15 protein-coding genes are annotated in these 18,794 nt (G+C 70.7%); 4 read left to right on the forward strand and 11 right to left on the reverse strand.

The features are described from left to right. Positions 1-112 precede the first annotated feature (112 nt). Positions 113-982 carry an EamA family transporter gene (locus ACIA58_RS21775; protein ID WP_396405554.1) on the reverse strand — a complete coding sequence of 290 codons (870 nt, stop codon included), beginning with the start codon at positions 980-982 and terminating at the stop codon, positions 113-115. Positions 983-1,054: 72 nt separating this feature from the next. Between ACIA58_RS21775 and ACIA58_RS21780 the strand changes: the two genes are divergently transcribed. Beyond that, positions 1,055-1,933, forward strand: coding sequence for a LysR family transcriptional regulator (locus ACIA58_RS21780; protein ID WP_396405555.1), 879 nt, complete (start codon positions 1,055-1,057; stop codon positions 1,931-1,933). A 1-nt stretch (position 1,934) separates the two neighbouring features. Here the strand turns inward: ACIA58_RS21780 and ACIA58_RS21785 are convergent, their stop codons facing one another. The 10 genes from ACIA58_RS21785 to ACIA58_RS21830 form a co-directional block, all read right to left on the reverse strand. Next, on the reverse strand, positions 1,935-2,372 hold the full coding sequence (locus ACIA58_RS21785; protein WP_396405556.1) for a LuxR family transcriptional regulator: 438 nt from the start codon (positions 2,370-2,372) through the stop codon (positions 1,935-1,937). Beyond that, positions 2,369-3,763 (reverse strand): M20/M25/M40 family metallo-hydrolase, encoded by a 1,395-nt coding sequence (locus ACIA58_RS21790; RefSeq protein ID WP_396405557.1) that lies wholly within the window; start codon positions 3,761-3,763, stop codon positions 2,369-2,371. Before ACIA58_RS21790 ends, ACIA58_RS21785 begins: the two co-directional genes overlap by 4 nt. A gap of 7 nt (positions 3,764-3,770) precedes the next feature. Beyond that, entirely contained in the window at positions 3,771-5,006 is a 1,236-nt protein-coding gene (locus ACIA58_RS21795; RefSeq protein ID WP_396405558.1) for a hypothetical protein, read from the reverse strand. Position 5,007: 1 nt separating this feature from the next. Next, complete coding sequence (locus ACIA58_RS21800) at positions 5,008-7,101, reverse strand: hypothetical protein (protein ID WP_396405559.1); 2,094 nt, start codon at positions 7,099-7,101, stop codon at positions 5,008-5,010. Next, on the reverse strand, positions 7,098-7,574 hold the full coding sequence (locus ACIA58_RS21805) for a hypothetical protein (protein WP_396405560.1): 477 nt from the start codon (positions 7,572-7,574) through the stop codon (positions 7,098-7,100). The genes ACIA58_RS21800 and ACIA58_RS21805 overlap by 4 nt, the downstream gene beginning before the upstream one ends. Positions 7,575-7,579: 5 nt before the next feature. Then, entirely contained in the window at positions 7,580-9,529 is a 1,950-nt protein-coding gene (locus tag ACIA58_RS21810; RefSeq protein ID WP_396405561.1) for an N-acetylmuramoyl-L-alanine amidase, read from the reverse strand. Positions 9,530-9,548: 19 nt separating this feature from the next. Next, the gene (locus tag ACIA58_RS21815) at positions 9,549-10,376 is read right to left on the reverse strand and encodes a hypothetical protein (protein ID WP_396405562.1); all 828 of its coding nucleotides are present in this window, start codon (positions 10,374-10,376) and stop codon (positions 9,549-9,551) included. 47 nt (positions 10,377-10,423) lie between these two features. Next, positions 10,424-11,722 (reverse strand): hypothetical protein, encoded by a 1,299-nt coding sequence (locus ACIA58_RS21820; protein WP_396405563.1) that lies wholly within the window; start codon positions 11,720-11,722, stop codon positions 10,424-10,426. A 169-nt stretch (positions 11,723-11,891) separates the two neighbouring features. Next, the gene (locus tag ACIA58_RS21825; RefSeq protein WP_396405564.1) at positions 11,892-12,641 is read right to left on the reverse strand and encodes a class I SAM-dependent methyltransferase; all 750 of its coding nucleotides are present in this window, start codon (positions 12,639-12,641) and stop codon (positions 11,892-11,894) included. A gap of 63 nt (positions 12,642-12,704) precedes the next feature. Continuing rightward, positions 12,705-14,435, reverse strand: a complete 1,731-nt coding sequence (locus tag ACIA58_RS21830; protein WP_396405565.1) for an L-aspartate oxidase — start codon at positions 14,433-14,435, stop codon at positions 12,705-12,707. Between the two features lie 129 nt (positions 14,436-14,564). On the opposite strand from ACIA58_RS21830, the gene ACIA58_RS21835 reads away from it, so the two are divergent. The 3 genes from ACIA58_RS21835 to ACIA58_RS21845 all read left to right on the forward strand — a co-directional run bounded on the left by ACIA58_RS21835 (position 14,565) and on the right by ACIA58_RS21845 (position 18,741). Further along, positions 14,565-15,275 (forward strand): alpha/beta fold hydrolase, encoded by a 711-nt coding sequence (locus ACIA58_RS21835; RefSeq protein ID WP_396405566.1) that lies wholly within the window; start codon positions 14,565-14,567, stop codon positions 15,273-15,275. Positions 15,276-15,382: 107 nt separating this feature from the next. After that, entirely contained in the window at positions 15,383-15,892 is a 510-nt protein-coding gene (locus ACIA58_RS21840; protein WP_396405567.1) for a sigma-70 family RNA polymerase sigma factor, read from the forward strand. 74 nt (positions 15,893-15,966) lie between these two features. Continuing rightward, the gene (locus tag ACIA58_RS21845) at positions 15,967-18,741 is read left to right on the forward strand and encodes an AAA family ATPase (protein WP_396405568.1); all 2,775 of its coding nucleotides are present in this window, start codon (positions 15,967-15,969) and stop codon (positions 18,739-18,741) included. Positions 18,742-18,794: the final 53 nt, after the last annotated feature.

Below are 18,794 nucleotides of genomic sequence, written 5' to 3' on the forward strand. Positions count from 1 at the left end.
TGACCTTCGAGACCCCCAACCTGCCGGCCCGGTCAGGCTTCGCGGCCTCGACGCCCACGCCAGCTACGGCGACCTGTCCGGCGCGGGGCTGATGTCGAACGGCGTACACCTGTCACTGACCGGCGACTACGCCAGCGAGCTCCTTCACCTGAGGGCGCGCGGCCCGTTCGGCGCCGACGCCGGCGGCCACGACGCAGGCGATGCCGACGGCCTGGAGGAGGCCGGGGGACTGACTGAGGAAGATCCAGCCGACCAGTAGGGCCAGCGCCGGCTCGAGGCTCATCAGGGTGCCGAAGAGACCTGCGTCGAGCTTGCGAAGGGCCAGGTATTCGAGGCTGAACGGGATCACCGGCAGGAGCAGCGCCAGCCCGAAACCGATGACGACCAGCTGCCAGGTCATGACCGGGATCGTGCTCGGCCCGGCGACCGCGGTCGCGACCACCGCCGCCACCGGCAGCGAGACGCCCATGCCTTGCAGGCCGGTGACGTTCCCGCCGACATGCTGGGTGAGGACGATGTACGCCGCCCAGCAAGCGGCGGCGCCCAGCGCGAACAGCACGCCCAGCCCGTCGACCGAACCGTGCCAGGGCTGGGTCAGCAACATCACCCCGGCGAACGCCAGCCCCGGCCAGATCAGCCGCCCGCGACTCCGCAGTACTGCGACCGACAGTGGACCGAGGAACTCCAACGCACTCGCCGTACCGAGTGGGAGCCGGGCTGCGGCCGCCATGAACAGCAATGTCACACCGGCCGTCGCGATGCCGAGACCGACCGCTGCCAGGAACGAGTTGCGGTCGAACGAACTGGGGCGCGGCCGGAAGAGCACGAGCACGATCAACCCGGCGCAGGCCAGCCGCAGCCAGGCCGCGCCCTCCGGCCCGACGCGGTCGAAGAGCCCGACGGAGGCGGCCAGTCCGAGCTGGACCATCGTCATCGACAGGACCGCGAAGGCCACGCCGGTCCGGGTGTCAGGGGTGCTCATGCCCTCCAGTGAAGCTCGCGAATTTCTTCGCGTCCACGTGATAATCCTGGACAGATCGTTCATGATTCATGAATGGACGTACGACGCCTCGAGCTGCTCCTCGCGCTGTCCCGGCAGGGATCGATGCAGGCGGTCTCGGCGACACTCGGCGTCACCACGTCGACCGTCTCGCAACAGATCGCCGCGCTCGCGAAGGAGGTCGGCACGCCGCTGATCGAGCCCGACGGCCGCCGCGTGCGACTCACGCCGGCGGGTCGGCGGCTGGCCGGTCACGCCGTCGACATCCTCGCGGCGCACGAGGCCGCGCGGGCCGACCTCGATCCGTCGGCCGAGCCGGCCGGGACGGTTCGCGTGGCGGCGTTCCACACGGTGATCCGCGACAGCCTGCTGCCTGTCGTGGCCCAACTGCCTGCGGCCGTCCGGCTGGAGATCCAGGAGCAGGAGCCGCCCGAGGCGCTCGACCTGCTGCAGCGCGACGAGGTCGACCTCGCGTTGAGCTACGACTACAACCTCGCGCCCGCCCCGCTCGACCCGGCGCTCGAGTCCTCTCCGCTCTGGGAGTCCACCTGGGCCCTCGCCGTACCGTCACGTTCCCCGCGCACGACCGGCACGACGCTCGACGTACTGGCCGCCTTCGCCGACAGCAACTGGATCGTGAACTCCCGCCACACCGCCGACGAACACGTCGTCCGCACCTTGGCCGCCCTCTCCGGCTTCGAACCCCACATCACCCAGCGCGCCGACACCCTCCAACTGGTCCAGGAGATGATCACCGCGGGCCTCGGCGTAGCCCTCATGCCCGCCGCCTACCCCAAAACCACCGGCATCTCCCTCCGCCGCCTCCCCGACCCAGAACCCCGCATGCGCGCCTACACCCTCACCCGCCGCGGCCGCACCAACTGGCCCCCGCTGTCGTTGGTGCTCAGCCTGCTGTCACCCCGTCCGCGTTGATTCAGGCGCCGAAGAACTGGGCGACCATTTCGGCGCGGCTGGAGACGTCCAACTTGGCGAAGATGCGGCGCATGTGGGTGGAGACCGTCCAGGGGCTGATCTCCAGGGAGCTGGCGATGGCGCGGTTGGTGGCGCCGTCGGCGACGAGGCGGGCGATCTGCAGTTCACGGGGGCTGAGTGTGTGCCGCGGGACCTGGGCGGAGACGACGAGTACGCAGCGGACGTTGTCGTGTTCGAGCATCACCGAGACACCGCTGTCGCTGGTCGTCGTCTCCACGACGTACAGCTCCACGTGATCGAGCATCGCCTGCAACGCGGTCACGATGCACTGCCGCAGGGCCTCGTCGGCTGTGTCCTCGGGACTGGTCGCGAGCGGTGGAGGCGAATGACCGGAGGTGGCGGGTCCCCGGATCGGCACAGGCGTAGCGGTAGCGGTCATCGTTCCTCCCCCTCGAAATGCACCGGCCCGTCGCCGCAACGAAACCGCCGGCTTTTCCTATGGTGATCCTTTCGCCGCAATACCGATACCGGCCGGACTCCGATTGGACTGGATAATGCCGAAATCAGCGCGGCGGACGTCTGGATCGCGGACGACCAGCCCGCGATGTCCAAGGCCTCGTCGGGACCGTGCGCGTTCCCGCCCGGCGGCCCGAATCCCAGCAGCAGCGGGCGAATCCGGAACGCCCGGGCCAGGATCCCGGCAGCGGGGATCGTGCCGCCCGACCGCACATAAACAGGCGGCCGGCCGAGAATTTCAACACACGCTTGATCGACCGCACGACGAACGGCAGCATCCGGAACGCTCTCGAGCGCGGGTATTCCACCGCTGAAATGCACACGAATACGCGTCCCCGGCGGAGTGCACCGCTCGATCAGCCGGCGAGCCCGTCGTACGACGTCCGCCGGGGCGGAGCGTGGTGGCAGCCGGAGGTCGAGTCGCGCGACTGCCTCGGACGGGAGTGACGCGCCGCCGACGCCGGCGTCGAGCTGGGTGACGCCGACCGATCCCTTCAGCGTCACGCGTTCGTCCAGGCCGGCGCCGAAGGTGGCACGGCCGCGGGCGGCTCGTCTGACGGAGTCGTCGGTCCGTACCGTCGCCGACGACCGGCCCGCGACGGTACGCGGGAAGAGTTCGGTCCGCAGCGTCCGCAGCACGTTGGCGAGGACGAGGCTCGGGTCGACGACAGCGCCACCGAGTCGCCCGGCGTGCACCGCCGTACCTCCCGTGTCGACCAGCAGCGTCGCCGAGAGCCGGCCGCGTTGGCTGATCGTCACGGTTGGCGTGCCGTCGTCGTACCGCTCGGTGTCGGAGACGATCAGCGCGGCGGGGCGGAGCCGCAGTTCGCGGACGACGTCGGCGAAGCCGGGGCTCCCGACCTCCTCGGCCCCCTCCGCGATCACGACGACCTCGACGGGCAGTACACCGGGCCACGCATCCAGCGCGCACAGATGCGCGAAGAGCTGACCCTTGTCGTCGTTCGCCCCGCGAGCGTAGACGACGCCGTCCCGGATCACCGGACGGAACGGATGCGACGACCAGCCGGGCCCGGCCGGTTGTACGTCGTAGTGGCCGTAGATGACGACCTGCCGAGCACCGGGTCGCGCCGGCCAGCGCGCCACCACGACGTCGCGTCCGCGGCGCGTCGGGCGGAGGTCGACCGTCGCGCCACGGGCCCGTTGCCAGGACGCGAGCCAGCGCGCCGCCCGGCCGAGGTCGGGCTCGTAGCGCGGATCCGCGCTGACCGAGGCAATGGCGAGCCAGTCGAGGAGTTCGGTCAGGCGGCGCGCTTGCCGCTGGTGGACAGCGGCAAGCACGTGCGGCGGGACCATCGCTCACTCACGGACGGGTTCGGACGGGTACGCCGCCCTGGCCGCCGCGGTAGGTGCCGTGACCGTTGCGTTTCGGGTAGACGGGACCACCAGCGCGGGCGGTTGCCGGCATCTGCGAGGGCGAGCGTTCGCCGTACCGGGCCGCGACGCCGGACTGTCCGAGCTGCTCCCACGGCATGACCCGGTCGGTGCCGCTGCGCCGGGCGAGGCTCATCGCCTGGGCCGACGTCAGCCATTCCTCGGCCGGTTCGGCGATCTCCATCAGCAGCGACTCGAACTGACCGCGGCCGGTCTCCATCACGTGGTTGCCCGACAGCCAACGCAGTACCTCCCGGCCGTTGACGGCCATCCGTTGGCGTGGACTGCTCTGCAGGCGGACGTCGAAGTACCTGATCAGCACCTCGTCGACGACGTCCCACGCGTTGGCGGCGCCGAACAGATCCTTCACGTCATCGGAGCCGAGGATCGCGAAGCACTCCTCGAGCAACTGCATGACTTCGACCCGCAGCACGTTGAGGTGACCGTACGACGTGAACTTCAGGTTGTTGCGCAGGTCGAGGCCGGCCCGGCGGACGACCGCGATCGACCCGAAGCTCGGGTCCAGCGCCCGCTCCCGGATGACGTCGCTGATCCGCTTGTCGCGCCAGAACAGCGTGACCTGGTTGATGAAGTGCGAGAACAGCATGTGGAAGTCGGTGTTCGGCCGGCTCTGCCCGGCGCCGAGTCCGCGGCCGTAGCCGAGCACCCGGCGGTACGCCGCCAGCCGGTCCTTCGCCGTGTACCGCAGTACGTCGCGACGGTCGAACTGGTAGAGCCGGTACGCGCCCTCGCCGCCCGACAGCCGGATCGCGCCGCCCTCGAACAGCTGCTTCAGGCGCTGCACGACCTTGAAGACGCCGATCTTCTCGTGCTGGTAGATGTAGTACAGATCGCCGACCGCGACGACGCGCTCGGAGTTGACGTTCTCGTCGTACTCCGCGACGCCCTGCGGAATCTTGACGTCGCCGAACTGCCGCGCCGCATCCGGCCCGACCCCGACCAACTCGGCCAGCCCCCGGTCCGGCGGCAGCGGACCACTCGAGTCAGCCTCCCGTGCTGCCGTCACCAGATCGTCGAGCTGCTTGTTGATCTCCTCCGCCAACGCCGGATTCGACACCAAACTCCCCGACAACCGGTCCGCCACCTGACTCCGCAGCGCCTGCATCCGATCCAGCAGATTCTGGTAATCCCGCTCGGACAGCATGTCAGTGCCCCTCTCCGTGCGTGCCGGATCGGCCGTCGTCCGTCGGCGAGGCCAGCAGGGTGATCAGCAACCTCTGGACCTCCGGTTCGTTTCTGATCTGATGGACGCGCGTCTCGAGGTTGCCCATCCGCTGCGCGGTGAGTTGCCGCACGGCCTCCAGTGCCTCGGCCCGCCCATCCGCCGGGTTCACCATCGGCGGCGGCGATGACACGGTGCGCCCCGCGACCGGCTCCCGGTCGTCGTCGTCCTCGTCGTCGTCGAACCAGTCCGCCGGCCATTCGGGCGCCGAGTCGTCCTCCTCGGCCTCCGGCTGGATCGGATCGGGCGGCGACTGCGGGAAGAAGCGCTGGTTGGACCCGATCTCGCCCCAGTTGACCGGGTCGTCATCGGTGTTCGCCGGGTCGTCCGCGCGCCGGAGCTTCGGCCAGGTGGTGACGGCCGGGCCGCTGACGAGGCGGCCGAGCTCGCCGTCCAGGACCGCGATCGGCGCCGTACTCGCCGCCATCAGCACGCCGCCGCCGTCGTCGAGGAGCCGCTGCACGCGCTCCGGCAGCTTGTTGATCTGGAAGATGGCCGACAGGCGGTCGTCGTCGCCGCTCGCGCTGCCCTGCAGCGGGAGCAGAAGATCGGAGAAGGATCTGCCGTCGCCGATGAAGAACGCCGGGACGTACGTCGGCCGCAGGTGCAGGCCGCGTACTTCGGCCCGGACGAATTCCGGCCTGCCCTCGAAGCGCGTCAGCGAGAGATCCAGCAGGACCGCGCCGGCGTACCGGCCGATCCGGATGGCCTTCGCAGTGAGGCGTTCCATCAGACCGCAGAGCGTGGAGACCGCGATCTTGACGCGACCGGAGTACATGCCGGGCGGGAGCGGGGTGTCGCAGCCCAGCGGGATGCAGCTGGTCCGGTTGCGCGAGCTGCAGGTGCAGCCGTTCGCGCAGTTCGGGCCGGCGCACGGGACCAGGCGCTGCACCAGTTTCGAGCGCAGCGTGAGCATCAGGTCGATGACGGTCGGCGTGAACGTCGAAACGAGCCCGTCGCGACCGGTGTTACGGATGATGTTCGGGCCGTCCTGGGTGACGAAGATGCGCAGCCACTGCACGATGTCGTCGAGCGTCAGGCCGGTGGTGCGATCGAGCAGGACGGTCTGGCGCTCCGCTCCGGACACCAGGACCGAGTCGAGGACCGCCTCGAACTCGTCGACCTGTTCGGAGGTCGCGGCGAGCAGGCGGCTGATCTGGACCAGGTCGGTGCCGAGGAATCCGCTGCCGTTGCCGAGGGTGAAGCCGATCCGGCGGCTCGTCCAGGAGTTCTGCAGGTCGGTGACCAGATCGACGAGGGTCCAGAAGCTGGTCCGCTGCTTCTCCTCGTCGACGGTGTTGACGTGGTCGTCGTCGAGCCCGAAGCGGTCCCGCAACGCACCGAGCTGGCCGGGAATGGTGTCGGGGTCGGTTCCCGGCAGCACGGCCGGTACAGGCGGCGTCTTGCCGTTCGACGAGGACCGCGTTCCGCCGTTCCTGGAGACGTCGACGATGACACCGCCCGGGACACCGGCGGAGGGTGGCGCCGACGGGTTGAAGCCGGTCAGCACGCTGAACGCGGAGTCGACCACCGGGACCCTCGGACCGCCTTCGCGGCCGAGTTCGGTGACGACGCGGCGGACCGAGTCGCGGACCAGGGTGCGGTAAGCCTCGCAGTCCTGCGGGTCCGCGTCGGTGCGCAGCGGCTGGAGGCTGTCGAGCATCCGGGTGATCTGCTCGTGCGCCGACTTGGCGCGCAGGTACAGCGACGCCTGGCCGCCGGTGACGCCGCCGAGGTCGGCCTGGACGGCGACACCGCGGGGAACGTACTTCGCGATCACGTGGTCCTCGACCGTGGACAGCTCGAAGGAGGCCGACAAGGCGGCGGTGAAGGCCTTCGGGTCCTCGACGCGCGGGCGCCAGCCGAGCACGTCCCGGATCGCGGCGCTCACCACCGGACCCTGGTCGCTGGTACCGCCCGCGCTGGACGGTCGGGCGACCGCGTCCGTCGTCAGCAGTGGGAAAGCCTGGTCGACCTCGACGACCGGGAGTCCGGGCTGCAGCTTCTTTTCGGTCACGACGACCTCCTGGAGGTATTCGTCCCGATCCCGGTGAGGGTCGGTCCGGTGACGAGCTCGTGCCACGCGTCGCCGATCGCTTGACCGGCGGCGACGAGCGGTTCTTCACAGCGTTCGAGGCTTTGTTCGACGCCTGACCACCACGACGGCCAGGTACCACCCCGGCGTCTCGTGGAGCCGCGCAGTCGCGACACTGCCTCGTGGGCGCGCAGATCGCGCCAGTAGATGAGGCTTGCTTCCTGCACCAGCCGGTCGACCTCGCAGAGCTCGACCGCCGCCGACTCGTCCTGCGCGGCGATCGCCTCGGCCAGCCGGCCCTGGATCTCGACCGTGAGCTGGGCAACGTGTTCCGCCGACGCCAGATCGCTTTCGTCCGGCTGGTCGTCGTTCGCGTTCAGGACCAGCTCGGCGACGGCGAGCCAGAGTGTGTGCAGGGCTTGGTGCAACGCCGTACGGCGGTCTGCGATCGTCATGGCGGTCACCGCCTCGCCAGTTGCGCGTAGAAGTTGCGCATCAGCCGGTCCGGTTCGGCGCGGTGGTGGTCGAGCGCGGAGCGTACGGCGCCGATCAGGAACCGTTCCGGGACGACGCCGGGGTCGACACCCTTCGCGAGCCGTACGCCGGCCTCGTCGATCATCGCCTGGTGCCGCGGCTCGAAGAAGATGACCTCGCGCAGCGACTTGCCGCCGAGTCCCTGGAACGACGTGTAGCAGACGGCGTCGACGACCGCGGGGATCGCGGTCCGGGCGGTGGCGAGCAGCTTCGGCGGCATCGCCGACTCGCGCGGCGCCGGGTACAGCTGCGACCAGGCGCGCCGGAACTCGCCGGCCCGCTCGGGGAACCCCATCCGTCGCAACAGCTCGCAGGACAGGAACGTTCGAAGGTACGGCGTCGGGTGCACCGACCGCGGCGTGTACCCGAAGCTCTGCGCCGGACCGCGGCCGATCACGTCCATCAACGACGAAACGAACGCCTCGCCGCCGAGAAGCCCACCGACCATGTCGCCGAAGATCTCGCGATTCCACCTGATCCAAATGTTGCTGATAGCAACAGGTACGCCGGCCTCGCGCAGGCTGCGTCCGATCGACGACGGCACGGCCTGCTCGAGCTGCAGTTCGTTCTGCAGGTTGTGCGACACCTCGTGCAGGATCGCGCCGATGGTCCAGGGGTTCACCAGGCGGTGATAAGGCAGCTGCACAAGGGGGAACGGGTTCAGCTGCCGCCCGAGCCGGCGCAGCGGAATGCCGCGCCGGAACGTCGCGGGAGAGAAGCCGGTCCGCATGTAGCAGAACGGCGGCGGCGCGGGAATGCTGCGCTCGTTGCCCAGGTGCATGAAGACGTGCTGATAGCAGTCGAGCGTGATCCGGTCGCAGGCGTCGAGCCATTCACCGAATGCACCTTGCCTTTGACCGAACAATTCGAAATAGAAATCCCAGACCCGCTCCGTGGCCCGGACCAGGTCGTGCGCCTGCGTCTTCAGGTCCAGCGCGAGGCCGACCCGGTGCGGGGACGGATTGGCCTGCGCGGCGTCGGCCGCGCGGTCCAGCCGCTCGACGATCGTGTTCAGCGGTCCGCGCAGCGTGGCGAGAAGCGCGTTGACCGCCTGCACGTGGCCCTCGCTGGGGCGCGCGGGCTGGCCGCCGAACTCGTCGCGGCGGAAGTCGCGGAGCGCGGTGAGGTGCCGGCGGACGTTGAGCGCCTGCCCGGACAGGTACGCCGGAAGTACGTCGCGTCCCGCCCGTTCCGACGACGGCCGGACAACCGGGGTCGCGGCCGCCGCCTCGCCCTCGAACCAGGGCAGCGAGGGCAACCACGACAACCACGAGGAAGTAGGTGGCGCCGACGGTGTGGACGGAGCCGGGGTGGCCGGGACGGACGGGGTGATCGCCGGGGGAGTGGTCCCGCTCAGAGCGCTGACCCGGGCGCGGAAGGCGTCCATGTCGAAGTTCGGGTCGATCTTCCGCTTGGGCGGATCCGCGACCTCCTTGTGCCCGAGCACCGTGCTGACACTCAAGCCGAAGTGGTCGATCAGGACCCGGCACAGCTGGGCGAACGCCGCCATCTGGACCTCCGGCCAGGTCGCGTCCGTACCGGTCGCCTCGGCCTCGATCCCGATCGAGTGGCTGTTGCCCCAGGACGGATCCCGCACCGTCCCCGCGTGGTTGCACCGCCCGGCCGCGATCACGTACACCTTGCCGGACCTCGACAACCCGAAGTGCGACAACGGACCGCTCAGATCCGGCCGCCCGTTGATCAGGGTCTCCAGCGACGGCATGTCGGCGGTCTTGTTCAGCGTCGCGGTGTGATGGCACACGACCGCGCGCACGTCGCTCATCTCGTCCCGGCCGCGGGTCTGCCAGCCCGGCACCTCGATGACCTCGAGGCTGGTCTTACGGGCGACGGCCGCGAGGTCCGTCAGGTACGGCATCGTCCCTCCCCACCACGGTTCAGCGCCGGGCCCGGCGGCGCCGGGTGGGCTGCGGCCGGCGTACCCGCCGGACGCCGGACCTCGCCGGCCGCGGCCCATCCGGCCTCTGGCCGCGTTGGCTGCGTTGGCCGCGTTGGCGGTACCGGCGGTCGAACGTGCTGACGGCACGCATCGCGCGGTTGCGTTCGGGCGCGCGGCCGAACATCCGGCCGGCGATCCGCGTCATCGTCGAGATCGCCGTCTCGGGGGAGACGTCGCGCCCGGCCGCGGCCTGGTCCGCGAGGCTCTGTGCGGTCCGCTGCAGGATCACCGGCATCGCCATCACGTACTTGCGGGTGGCCGGGTTCCGGCGCAGGCGCCGACCGAGCGCCGACGTACCGCGGATCAGCGCCGGCGCGTTGCGGGACAGGACACTCGCGGCGCGCGGGATCAGCTTGGACGCGATCGGCACCAGCGCTCCGAGGAACGCCTCCGCCTCGGACTCGCTGGACGTCTGCGCGGCCTTCGCCGACAGGTGCGCCATCAGCTCGGCGTCGGGATAGATCCGCCGGACCGGGTTCACGAACGCCTCGTCCTCGTACTCCTCCTCGGCCTCGTCCTCGGTCTCCGCCTCGGCCTCGAACTCGAACTCCGCTTCGTACTCGCCGTCGCCACCGCCGCTCAGCAGGCCGCCCAGGGCCTTGCCGATGCCGCCGATGGCGCCGAGGAAGTCCTCGTCCTCGTCCTCGGCCTCGAATTCGGTCTCGAACTCGTCCTCGGCCTCGACTTCCATTTCGTCCTCGAACTCGTCCTCGAGCTCGAACTCACCCTGGATCTCGGGGTAGCTGCGGTTCAGCGCGGATGCCATGGTCCTGTCCCTCCAGTCGGTTTGCGATCAGCGGTCGTCAGCGGCTGTCAACGGCGCGGCCGGCGTCCGGCCGCACTGGTCGGCCGTCCGGCGGGTACGGCGCCCTTCGGCACCCGGACGTCACTGACGACCCGGACCACTCGCGCGGGCCGGCCGCCCTTCGGCGGAATGCGCACCGGTGTGGTGATCCGCACCGTGCCGGGACGGGGACGTGGCACCCGTCCGGTGCCGACGGTCCGGCTGCGGACCGGCTGACGACGTACGGTCAGGCTCCGGCCCCGCCCGCTGCGGTAGCCGGGACGTCCGCGACGGGCGCCGGTACGACGCATCGAGCCACGCCGACCGTGGTAGCGCCGGCGGCTGCGGCTGAGTCCGCGGGCGTGCCGCCGCATCACTGCCTGACGGACGCGACCGGGCATCAGTGCCTTGGTGGTCGCGGCGCCCATCACCTGGCCGAGCTCGACCGGGCCGACCGGCTCACCGGCGGCGATCCGCCGGGCGACCGTCCGCGCCGCGCCGTCGGCGATACCGGGCACGAGACGTACGGCGGGACGGGTGCTGCGGTTGCCGTGCAGCATCCGGGTGATCGTGGCCGCGCCGCGCAACAGGTACGGCAGCAGTCGCTCGAGCTCACGCCGGTCCTGCGCGTTGATGCCGGAGTACGCCGCCGCGCCGCCGAGGGCCTCCGCCTCGGACTCGGACTCCGTGGCCGCCGCCTGCGCCGCGAGGTACTCGGCGAAGGCCTGCGACGGCGCGAGGGGAGTGGCGGCCATCTCTTCGAACTCGGCCTCGAACTCCTCCTCGTACTCACCTTCGAGCTGCGAGGTGACGGCCCGGGCGACGGCGCCCGCGGCCGGCCCGCCGATGGCGGTGGCGACGAGCGGACCGGCGGTCTTCGCGAGGGTCTTGAGGAACGGCGCGGCCTTGCGGAACACGCCCTTCAGCCGCTTGAAGAACTCCTCGGCCTCTTCCTCGGACTCGAACTCGTACTCGTCCTCGGCTTCGTCCTCGTACTCACCATCACCTCCGCCGCCACCGCCGCCGAGCAGTCCGCCGGCGATCTTGGCGATCGGTCCGAGCAGGCCGAGGAAGGCCTCGTCCTCGTACTCTTCCTCGCCTTCGTCCTCCCACTCGTACTCCTCCTCGCCGAGCAGTCCGCCGATGGCGTTCACCACTCCGCCGAGGCCGGGGAAGAAGTCCTCGTCCTCGTCCTCGTATTCGTCCTCGAGCTCGGACTCGCCTTCGAGCTCGTCCTCCCACTCGGCTTCGTCCTCGGACTCGTACTCCGCCTCCCACTCGGCTTCGTACTCGTACTCGTCCTCGAGGTCCGTGGTCTGACGCGCCATGGTGGCCCTCCTCGCTCGGCCGGGACAGCTTGCGCTTCCATGGCAGCCCGGATCCGGCCGGCGGGTCAGTCACCTCTCGGGGTGACGCACATCCACGGTCCGCCACCCGTGCGACCCGAACCGAAGTACCTCATCAGAGCGACATCCAGGGCGACGTCCAGGGCGAGGCTCAGCGCTTCACGGCGTGCAGGAGCTGGAGCGAGAGATGGCCGTGGTCGAAGAGATCGGTGAGGCGGGTGTCCTGCTGACTCGCCAGCGTGTACGCGGGATGCGTGCGATAACGAGCCGAGATGAGTGCGGTCACCTCCTGCGCGCGACGGGTCCACGACAGCGGTACGGCGGCCGGGCGCTCGGTCTGCTCGACCAGGTCGAAGCCGCACGCGTCGAGCAGGTCGACGAGCTCGGATTGCATCGGGAAATAGTTGCCGTCCGGAGGATCGGTGATTGGCCGGGCGGCGATCACCACGAGGAGTCCGAGGGATGCGTGCGGCACGAGGACGCGGTGGATCTCCCGCAGTACCGCGGCCTTGTCCTCGACGGTGCACAGGACACCGAGGCACCACGCGACATCGACCGCGTCGGCACGCAGGGGGATGCGTTGACCGTCGGCCGTGAGGACGGGGAGGCCGAACAGTCTCGACGCGGCGCGACCCGCTGCGGGCATCGGGTCGAGCAGGATCGGCCGTACGCCGAAGCGCTTGGCTGCCCAGGCCGCGGGACCGCCGGTGCCCGCGCCGACGTCCAGGAGCCGAGTGCCCGCGGACAGCTCACAGGCCTCGGCCAGCCACGCGAGGGCGGTCGGGCTGGCGCTGCCGCGGCAGGCGGCCGGGATCGCGTGCTGGTCGCCCAGATGTTCCACGGCTTCCGCTGTCCACGCGGCGATGTCGTCGAACTCGGCGACCATTGCCTGCGCCGTCAATGTCCTCTCACCGTCCTGTCACCCCCTCGACCAGGCCGGTACCCATCCGGCAAGCACGCCACGTCACTCGACCAGCTTGCCGTCGCTGGACACGTGGCGCATCAGGCTCCGGAACTCGTCCGGGATCGGCGGGATCTGCTCCGGCTCGACGTCCCCCGGACCGGACCAGACGAAGTTCACCCGCAAGGACTCGTCGAGGTCGGGGTAGTCCGACCGGTTGTGACAGCCGCGCGTCTCCCGTCGTACCAGGGCCGCGTCGAGCGTCGCGCGCGCGGCCATCGCCGACGCCTTCAGATCGAACGCGTGCGCCAGGTCCTGGAAGCCGGCGATGTCCGGATGGACACCCACCTGCGTCATCCGCTGCTCGAGCTCGGTCAGCTCCGCCACCCCGGCCGTCAGGCCTTGCTCGTCGCGTACGACGCCGGCCCGGGCGGTCATCGTGTCCCGCAGCGCGCGTTGCAGGGCGCGGACGTTCTCCGGGCCGTCGTTCGTCAGGAGGTCGTCGACCTCGGCCCGGGCCTCGGTGACGGCGCCGGCCGACCGCAGCTGCGCCTGCCGGCCGATCGAGTACTTCGCGGCTTCCTCGGCCACGATCCGCCCGAACACCAGCAGCTCGATGAGCGAGTTGCCGCCGAGCCGGTTCGCGCCGTGCAGTCCGCTCGCGGCCTCGCCGATCGCCCACAGCCCGTCGACGCCGGTGCCGTGATCCTCGGCCCGGACCCAGACCCCGCCCATCGAGTAGTGCGCGGTCGGCGCGATCTCGATCGGCTGCTTGGTGATGTCGAGCATCTGCAGCTCGAGCAGCGTCTGGTAGACGCGCGGGAGCCGGCGCATGATCGTCTCCCGGGGGAGGTGGGACACGTCCAGCCAGACGCCGCCGTTCGGGGTGCCGCGGCCTTCCTTGATCTCGGTGTACTCCGCCAGCGCGACCCGGTCCCGTGTGGACAGCTCCATCCGCTCGCCGTCGTACCTGGCCATGAACCGCTCACCGAGCGCGTTGCGCAACTGCCCGCCCTCGCCGCGGGCCGCTTCGGAGACAAGCGTGCCGGCCGCGTTCTCCGGCTCGATCAGCCCGGAGGGATGGAACTGGACGAGCTCGGGATCGCGGAGCTTCCCGCCCGCCAGCACCGCCAGCCGGAACGCGTCGCCGGTGTTCTCGTCGCGGCGTGACGACGTGCGGCGCCAGATCCGGGTGTGACCGCCCGCGGCCAGGATGACCGCGTCGGCGTGGATGACATACCGCCGCCCGGTGGTCAGGTCGAACCCGTACGCCCCGAAGACGGTGTTGTCCTTGACCAGGATTCGCGTCACGTAGACCGTGTCGAGGATCGGCACGCCGAGCTGGACCGCACGGTTGATCAATGTGCGCTGGATCTCCAGCCCCGTGTAGTCGCCGGCGAACGCGGTCCGGCGGTAGGTGTGCGCGCCGAAGAACCGCTGCGAGATCCGGCCGTCGGCCTCGCGGGCGAACGGCATACCCCAGCGCTCCAGGTCCTCGATCCCACGGGCCGCGCCCTCGGCGACGATCCGGACCGTGACCGGGTTCGCGAGCAGGTAGCTCTCCTGCAGCGTGTCGGCGGCGTGCTGCTGCCAGGTGTCCTCGGGGTCCATCGTGGCCAGTGCCGCGTTGATGCCGCCGGCGGCCAGTGACGTGTGCGCGTCCGATCGCGGCCGTTTGCCGAGGGCGAGCACCTCGACGCCCTGCTCGGCCAGTTCGATCGCGGCGCGCAGACCGGCACCACCGGTTCCGATCACCAGGACCGAGGTGGCGATCTGCTGTTCGGTGATGCTCATCGGTTCTCCCTCGCATTCGTTGTTCTCACTAACCAGGACAACGCAGGGTGCCCATCTGTGACTGTCTCGCCGGTCACAGATGCACTGTCTGCTCGGTCTCTCCAGGTAGTCCGAGAGAAGGGAAGCCCCATGAGTGAGAATCCGGTCGTCGTCCTGGTGCACGGCGCGTTCGCCGAGTCGGCCAGCTGGAACGGCGTCGTCGAGCGGCTGCGGGCGCGGTCGATCGACGTCGTCGCGGCGCCGAACCCGCTGCGCAGCCTGGACGGTGACGCACAGTACGTCCGCGACGTCATCGCCGGCGTCGGCAAACCGGTGGTGCTCGTCTGTCATTCGTACGGCGGCATGGTGATCACCGAGGCCGCGGCGGACAACGACGCGGTGAAGGCGCTGGTCTACGTGTGCGCGTTCGCTCCCGACCAGGGTGAGAGTGCGTTCGCGTTGTCCGCCAAGTTCCCGGGCAGCACGCTCGGCGACGCGCTCAACGCCTACCCGGTCAGCACCGGCGGTAACGACCTGGCGATCCGGCAGGACGTGTTCCGTCAGCAGTTCTGCGCCGACGTACCGGCGGACCAGGCCGCGCTGATGGCCGCGACGCAGCGCCCGGCCACCGAGGCCGCCCTGACCGGGAATCTGTCCACCGCGACGCCGGCCTGGCAGTCGGTCCCGTCCTGGTTCGTGTTCAGCGACCTCGACCTGAACATCCCGGTGGCCCTGCACCGGTTCATGGCCGAGCGGGCCGGCGCGAAGGACACCCGGGAGATCGCCGGCGGTTCGCACGCGCTGGGCGTGTCCCAGCCCGAGGCGGTGACGGCCTCGATCCTGGCCGCCCTGGGCGCGTAGGGCGCGTAGGACCCCTGGACCACGGACTCGACTACGAGGTTCCAGGGCGCGGTGGGGGTGTGCCGGCGGAGACGCTGGGACAGCCCCCAGCGCAAGGAGTCCGGATCATGAGTACGGCGTCATCACCGGGATTGGACGAGTTCCTCCAGGCACGACCACGGCTGTTCCGGATCGCCTTCCGGATCGTGGGCAATCCGCACGAAGCGGAGGAGCTCGTCCAGGACGTCTGGGTGCGCTGGCAACGGACCGACCGGACGGTCGTTACGGACCCGCGGGCGTTCCTGGCGACCACGGTGTCCCGGCTCGCGCTCAACGTGGTGCAGTCCGCGCGCCGCCGGCACGAGACCTCCGTCGGCTCGTGGTTCCCGGACGAGCGGGTCGCGAGTGACGTGGATCCGCAGCTGTACGCCGAGACGCAGGAGGCGTACGCCATCGCCGTACAGCTGATGAAGGAGCGGTTGTCACCGGCCGAGCGAGCGACGTACGTACTGCGGGAAGGCTTCGACTATCCGTACCGGCAGATCGCCGAGACGCTGCGGATCGGGGCGCCGAACGCCCGGCAGCTCGTCAAGCGCGCCCGTGACCGGCTCGCGGAGCCGGCCCGCGAAGCGGGCTGATCCGCAGTTCCGATACCCCAGGGTCCTATACCCGTACCGCTGTTCGCCCGTAGCCTCTGCTGAGGGGGTGAGCAATGGCGAACGAGGCGGTCGACAACCTGGCGCCGGACCTGCGTGGGCGGCGGGCGGAGTGCGCGCGCCTGAACCAGGTCGTGGCCGGCGTTCGCTCCGGTACGGGGCAGGTGCGGATCGTCCGCGGCGAGGCCGGGATCGGGAAGTCCGCCCTGCTCGAGTACCTGGTCGGCCGGGCCGAGGGTTGCCGGGTCGCCCGCGCCTCCGGGGTCGAGTCCGAGATGGAACTGCCGTTCGCCGGTCTGCACCAGCTCTGCCTCCCGTTGCTCGACCGCAGCGACCGGCTGCCGGGTCCGCAGCGCGAGGCGCTGGAGGTCGCGTTCGGACTGAGCGCCGGCGGTCCGCCGGACCGGTTCCTGATCGGCGCGGCCACGTTGAGTCTGTTGTCGGCGGCATCCGATCGGGAGCCGCTGCTGTGCGTCATCGACGACGCGCAGTGGCTGGATCAGGCATCGGTCCAGACGCTGACGTTCGTCGGGCGGCGGTTGTTCGCGGACCGCATCGGCCTGGTGTTCTCGCTGCGCGAGCCGGTGATCGGGCCGGAGTGGCGCGGCTTCCCCGAGCTGCCGATCCGTGGTCTGGCCGATGAGTACGCCGGGGCGCTGCTGGACTCCGTCGTACCCGGACGGCTGGACGAGCATGTGCGCGACCGGATCGTGGCCGAGACGCGCGGCAACCCGCTGGCGTTGATGGAGTTACCCCGCGGACTGACCGCCGCGCAGTTGGCCGGGGGCTTCGAGCGACCCGATGCGCGTCCGCTCGCGAGTCAGATCGAGCAGAACTTCGCCCGCCGGGTGCAGGCCCTCCCGGCGGACACACAGCGGTTGCTGCTGACCGCCGCGGCCGAACCGGTCGGCGACGTACCGCTGCTGGTCCGCGCGCTCACGGTCCTCGACGTTCCGACGAGTACGGCGGCGCCGGCGGAAGCAGCTGGGTTGATCGATATCGCGGCCCGGGTCCGCTTCCGGCATCCGCTGGTCCGTTCGGCGACGTACCGGGCCGCCGATCCGGCCGATCGGCGGGCGGTTCATCAGGCGCTGGCCGAGGCGATCGATCCCGATGTCGATCCCGACCGCCGGGCGTGGCACCGGGCCCAGGGTGCGGACGGCCCGGACGAAGGGGTCGCGACCGACCTGGTGAGCTCCGCCGACCGAGCGCAGTACCGCGGTGGGATGGCCGCGGCGGCGGCATTCCTCCAGCGCGCGACCGAGCTGACCCCGGACCCGGCCACCCGCGCGATCCGCGCCCTGGCGGCAGCCCAGGTCACTCTGGCAGCGGGTGCCTTCGAGACCGCGCTGCGGCTGCTCGTCATCGCCGGTGACGGCGAGGCCGACGACCTGCACCATGCCCGGGTGGAGCTGCTGCGGGCACAGATCACGTTCGCGTCCGGCCACGGGCTGGAGTCCGGCCCGCTGCTGCTCGCCGCGGCCCGCCGCCTCGAACCGCTCGACCTCGAGCTCGCCCGCGACACCCACATCCAGGCGCTGGTGGCGGCGCAGTACGCCGGGCGGTTCGGAGCGAGCTCGGGACCGGGCGGGATCAGCGCGCTGACCGCCGCTTCACAGGCGGCCCGGGCAGCCCCGACCTCGGACCGGCGCCGCAAGCACGACGTGCTGCTGGACGGCGTCGCGGTGATGTTCGGGGACGGGTATCCCGCGATGGTGCCGCTCGCCCGGGAGGCGGTCCGGTTGTACTCCTCGCCGGACGGGACGAGCGACCGGGACGACCTGCCGTGGCTCTTCCATGCGGAGCTGATGGCGGTCGACCTCTGGGACGACGAGGGCTGGGACGCGCTGGCCATCCGCCACCTGGGGATCGCCCGGGAGCTCGGTGACCTGAATGAACTTCTGCTCGCGCTGCACCACCGGGTGCACCTGAACCTGTTCTCCGGCGAGCTCTCCGCGGCCGAGAGCCTGCTCGCGGAGGCCAAGAACATCAAGGACGCGACGGGCACCGACCTGGCCCCGTACGGGGAGATGAGCCTGGCGGCCTGGCGTGGGCGAGAGGCGGCGGCCAGGCCGCTGATCGCGGCGGGCATCGAGGACGCGACCAACCGCGGCGAAGGCGGCGGGCTGACCACCTGCTATGTCGCGAATGCCGTTCTCTACAACGGCTTGGCGCGGTACGACGACGCGCTGGCGGCAGCGCTGCAGGCGACTGCCTACCCCGCCGAGTACGGCGTGGCGAACTGGGCGCTCCCCGAGCTGGTCGAGGCGGCCGTGCGCAGTGGTCACCCCGAGCTGGCAGCCGAGCGGTTCGAGCTGCTGGAGCGGATCGCATTGTCGTCCGGCACCGAGTGGGGGCTCGGTCTGCTGGCCACGGCGCGGGCACTGCTGGCCGACGGGGACGCGGTGGAGCGGGCGTACGGCGAGGCTGTCGAGCGCCTCAGCCGGACCCGGATGCGGATGTACCTTTCGCGGGCACAGCTGCTGTACGGCGAATGGCTGCGGAGGGAAGGCCGCCGGCAGGATGCCCGCGGGCACCTGCGGGCGGCGTACAAGCTGTTCTCGGCGGCCGGCGCGGGCGCGTTCGCCGAGCGGGCCGCGCGCGAGCTGGCCGCGGCCGGGGAAGTGCTGGACGAACGCCGGACGGATCGCGGCGCGGGCCGGGAGTCGCTGACCGCGCAGGAGACGCATATCGCGGACCTGGCGGGGGCCGGGCTGACCAATGCGGAGATCGGCGCGCAGATGTTCCTCAGTCAGCACACCGTGGAGTGGCATCTGCGCAAGGTCTTCGCCAAGCTGGGGATCACCTCACGCAAGCAACTCCGCCCCTGACGACGTCACATCCGAGGCGTACGGGTTGTCTTACTGGCAGAAGCGACGGACGG

The organism is Kribbella sp. NPDC051586 (genome assembly GCF_044453965.1).
In the GTDB taxonomy this organism is placed as follows: domain Bacteria; phylum Actinomycetota; class Actinomycetes; order Propionibacteriales; family Kribbellaceae; genus Kribbella.

What these genes read in the sequence shown, in the direction of transcription:
- ACIA58_RS21775 (WP_396405554.1), bottom strand. Translation starts at nt 982, where the DNA reads ATGAGCACCCCTGACACCCGGACCGGCGTGGCCTTCGCGGTCCTGTCG.
- ACIA58_RS21780 (WP_396405555.1), top strand. Translation starts at nt 1,055, where the DNA reads ATGGACGTACGACGCCTCGAGCTGCTCCTCGCGCTGTCCCGGCAGGGA.
- ACIA58_RS21785 (WP_396405556.1), bottom strand. Translation starts at nt 2,372, where the DNA reads ATGACCGCTACCGCTACGCCTGTGCCGATCCGGGGACCCGCCACCTCC.
- ACIA58_RS21790 (WP_396405557.1), bottom strand. Translation starts at nt 3,763, where the DNA reads ATGGTCCCGCCGCACGTGCTTGCCGCTGTCCACCAGCGGCAAGCGCGC.
- ACIA58_RS21795 (WP_396405558.1), bottom strand. Translation starts at nt 5,006, where the DNA reads ATGCTGTCCGAGCGGGATTACCAGAATCTGCTGGATCGGATGCAGGCG.
- ACIA58_RS21805 (WP_396405560.1), bottom strand. Translation starts at nt 7,574, where the DNA reads ATGACGATCGCAGACCGCCGTACGGCGTTGCACCAAGCCCTGCACACA.
- ACIA58_RS21810 (WP_396405561.1), bottom strand. Translation starts at nt 9,529, where the DNA reads ATGCCGTACCTGACGGACCTCGCGGCCGTCGCCCGTAAGACCAGCCTC.
- ACIA58_RS21815 (WP_396405562.1), bottom strand. Translation starts at nt 10,376, where the DNA reads ATGGCATCCGCGCTGAACCGCAGCTACCCCGAGATCCAGGGTGAGTTC.
- ACIA58_RS21820 (WP_396405563.1), bottom strand. Translation starts at nt 11,722, where the DNA reads ATGGCGCGTCAGACCACGGACCTCGAGGACGAGTACGAGTACGAAGCC.
- ACIA58_RS21830 (WP_396405565.1), bottom strand. Translation starts at nt 14,435, where the DNA reads ATGAGCATCACCGAACAGCAGATCGCCACCTCGGTCCTGGTGATCGGA.
- ACIA58_RS21835 (WP_396405566.1), top strand. Translation starts at nt 14,565, where the DNA reads ATGAGTGAGAATCCGGTCGTCGTCCTGGTGCACGGCGCGTTCGCCGAG.
- ACIA58_RS21840 (WP_396405567.1), top strand. Translation starts at nt 15,383, where the DNA reads ATGAGTACGGCGTCATCACCGGGATTGGACGAGTTCCTCCAGGCACGA.
- ACIA58_RS21845 (WP_396405568.1), top strand. Translation starts at nt 15,967, where the DNA reads ATGGCGAACGAGGCGGTCGACAACCTGGCGCCGGACCTGCGTGGGCGG.